Annotated in this window: 4 protein-coding genes; 1 reads left to right on the forward strand and 3 read right to left on the reverse strand. The window is 56.7% G+C overall.

Features of this window, described 5'->3' with window-relative positions; translation table 11 throughout:
* Positions 1-952: zinc-dependent peptidase (locus ACWVCN_RS05230; protein ID WP_455244466.1), on the forward strand; the 952-nt coding region annotated here is incomplete at its 5' end.
* A gap of 56 nt (positions 953-1,008) precedes the next feature.
* Here the strand turns inward: ACWVCN_RS05230 and ACWVCN_RS05235 are convergent.
* The 3 genes from ACWVCN_RS05235 to ACWVCN_RS05245 form a co-directional block, all read right to left on the reverse strand.
* On the reverse strand, positions 1,009-2,346 hold the full coding sequence (locus ACWVCN_RS05235) for an ArsB/NhaD family transporter (protein ID WP_455244468.1): 1,338 nt from the start codon (positions 2,344-2,346) through the stop codon (positions 1,009-1,011).
* A 216-nt stretch (positions 2,347-2,562) separates the two neighbouring features.
* Entirely contained in the window at positions 2,563-3,111 is a 549-nt protein-coding gene (locus tag ACWVCN_RS05240) for an FKBP-type peptidyl-prolyl cis-trans isomerase (protein ID WP_455244469.1), read from the reverse strand.
* Positions 3,112-3,149: 38 nt separating this feature from the next.
* Positions 3,150-3,233 (reverse strand): DUF882 domain-containing protein, encoded by an 84-nt coding sequence (locus ACWVCN_RS05245; RefSeq protein WP_455244470.1) that lies wholly within the window; start codon positions 3,231-3,233, stop codon positions 3,150-3,152.
* Between the last annotated feature and the right edge of the window lie 3 nt (positions 3,234-3,236).

A 3,236-nucleotide genomic window follows, 5' to 3' on the forward strand; every position in this document is an offset into this window, starting at 1 on the left:
GAATCAGCGACTGGCCTTTGCAGCAGCCGGAGGTGTAGCACTGGCCGCTTCGTTGTTAGGCTCACTGTTCTCTCCTCTGTGGATTCTCTTGGCATTGAGTCCCCTCATCTACTGGCTGCTTCGGCGTCGGTGTCTTCGCCGCGCCGCGGTCATGCGGCTACCATTTCCCAACTCGTGGGAGCGGATTCTTCATTCGCATGTGGCCTTCTTCGTCGCATTGAACGACTCCGAGAAAGTACGCTTTCGACAGCTGGTGCAGATTTTCCTCGACGAGGTCCGGATCACGGGTATCCGGACCGACGTGGACAACACGATCCGGGTACTGGTGGCAGCCAGTGCGGTGATCCCGATCTTCGGCTTCCACGATTGGGAATACCACCGGCTGCGCGAGGTGCTGATTTATCCGGACGCGTTCGATGATGCGTATCGAAGCACCGGCGGTCGGGATGAACACATTCTTGGAATGACGGGGTTACGACATCTGAGCGGGGTAATGATTCTCTCCAAGCCGGCTTTCCTGTTGGGTTTCGATCATCAATCGGGCAAGCAAAACGTCGGCATTCATGAATTCGCACACCTGATCGAAAAGGAAGCGAGCCAGTACGGGTTGCCGCCGGAGGTTCCCTGGATGGCAGTGCGGCAGTGGGTGCGTTACGTGGGCCGTGAATTAGGACACCCGTCAAAACACGGCGCACGCTTCAGCGATTATGCCTACACAAACGAGCATGAGTTCTTCGCGGTGCTGGCCGAGTATTTCTTCACCTCGCCCGATTCGTTGAAACATCGGGATCCTGCGTTGTACCGACTGCTGCGGGACTTGTTTCACCAGGACACGGAGGCGTTGCTTCCTGCGATACCCAAGCCCCGCAGAGGGATCGGCCGCAATGCGCCCTGCCCTTGCGGCAGCGGCAAGAAGTTCAAGTCCTGTTGCCTGGCGAAGTCAGGGGTGTGAATCGACGGGGTTCGCGCAGAGAAGTGTGCGTACGCCAGGAATTCGGCTGAGCTGACCTACTGGAGAAAAATCAGCCAGAGGTACAGCGTGCCGATGAGGACCGAGCCGATCATGACGGGAAATCCGATGGCGAAGAATTGCCAGAACGTGATCACGTACCCCGATCGTCTGGCGATGTCGACGACGACGACGTTGGCACTGGCTCCGATGATCGTGCCGTTTCCTCCCAGACAGGCCCCGAGCGCAAGGGCCCACCAGAGGGGAAGAATATCCGGTTGGTGCACCAATGTCGCATAGTCCGTCACATCGGGATGCAGGGAGCGGGCGAGATCCACGATCAAGGGATTCATCGCCGCTACGTAGGGAATGTTGTCGACGATCGCTGATAGGATGGCCGAGCCCCACAAGACGGCGATGGTCGACCCTGCAAGGTTCCCGCGCGTGTGCGTGACCAGCTGATCGGCCAGGAATCGAATAACGCCCACCTTCACCAATCCTCCGACGAGGATAAACAGGCCAATGAAAAAGAAGATCGTTTTCCACTCGACATCGGTCAGATAGGACAGTTCTTCCGCATCCTGTTTTTTCCTGGCATGACCGATCAGCATGAACGCGCTTGCCCCGAGCAGTGCGATCGTCGCCGGCTCAAGATGCAGCACCCCGTGGAGGCAGAACGCGAGATTGACGAACGCCAGCAACCACACAGAACGCCGCATCAGCCCACGGTCCTGCACCGCATCTCGAGCGTTCAACTGCAAGACGCTTTCACGAAGATGCGGCTTGACCTGCATGTTCCTCCCAAAAAAGAACCAGATGGACCCGATGAAGACCGCCATAATTACAATGACGACCGGTCCCAACATGATCAGAAAATCGAGATAGCCCAACTCGGCTTTACTGGCAATCATGATATTCGGCGGATCGCCGACCAACGTGGCCGTCCCTCCGATATTCGAGGCCACGGCTTCTACCACAAGGAAGGAAACGGGGTTGAGCTCGAGCCGTTTCGTAATCGCGAGAGTGACCGGAGCCATCAAAAGCACCGTCGTCACGTTGTCCAACATTGCGGAGAGTCCCGCCGTCAGGATGGCGAGCAGGACGACCATGCGAAACGGCCTGGCTCGTGCGCGCTGCGCAGCCCATATCGCCAGCACCTCGAACAGCCCCGTCTCCCGGACAATGTTGACGATGACCATCATCCCGATGAGGAGAAAGACCACGTTGTAGTCCACGCCGAATTCGTGGGAGTAGAAGGCCTCGTCCTGCGTCACGACTCCCAGCGTGATCATCAGCGCCGCTCCGCTCAACGCCACGATAGTTTTGTGGATCCGCTCCGTCACGATAATGAGGTAGGCTAAACCGAAGATGATCAGCGCGAGGGACACGTCAGACATATGACTTCTAAGACTCCTATGATCTCAATCCGATGATTTCGAACGAAACCGAACGCTCATTATGGGGAGTTCCGTTCGTTGTAGCAATCCAAGTTCGATTATTTTTTGGCGGGCGACGGTTTTCTCGACCATGCCGTTGCGCGCTCACGTGTAACTGAGCTGTTGGAGACCGCCGCGGGAGAGAATGAGAGGCGCTCGTTTAGCGAGCGCGCATCTTCACGGATTCTTTTGGCCCGGCTTGACGTCGAGTATGGTGACATCGAAGATCAAGGTCTTGCCGGCTAAAGGATGATTGAAGTCGAGGATCACGGTCTCTTCCTTGACCTCTTTAACGACGGGATACATCGATTCCCCGTTCGGGTTTTTGGCCTCCAACTGCGCGCCGATTTCCCACGCCTTTTCAGGAACCATGCTTTTCTTTACTTCCTGGAATGCTTTGTCATCAACCGGCCCGTAGGCATCTTCAGGCTTCACTACGACTTGTTTCTTCTGCCCCTTCGCCAAGCCGAGTAAGGCCCGTTCGAGACCCGGCACGATCTCGTGGGCGCCTTGCCGGTAGGTCATCGCTTCACGACCGACGTTGGACTCGATGACGCTCTGATCTTCCAGCTTCAACGTATATTCCAGCGACACATCCATGCCGTCGGCGATCTTGGGATTCCCTTCCTTGGTCCCGCTCTCCGCAATTCCTTCAACGGTCGCGACAACGACCAGAGCCAACATCACACACACAACCCATCGACTCGATGAGAAAAACGTGGTCACAGAGGCCTCCTTGGTAGAGGAAGTATTCCCGGGTGAGGTTACCAGTGCCGGAAAGGACCGCAATCGAGGTGTATAAACTTGGCGCGCGGATAATACCCGACGCCGCCGTACTGCAATTTCAAGGC

The organism is Petrachloros mirabilis (assembly GCF_975968855.1).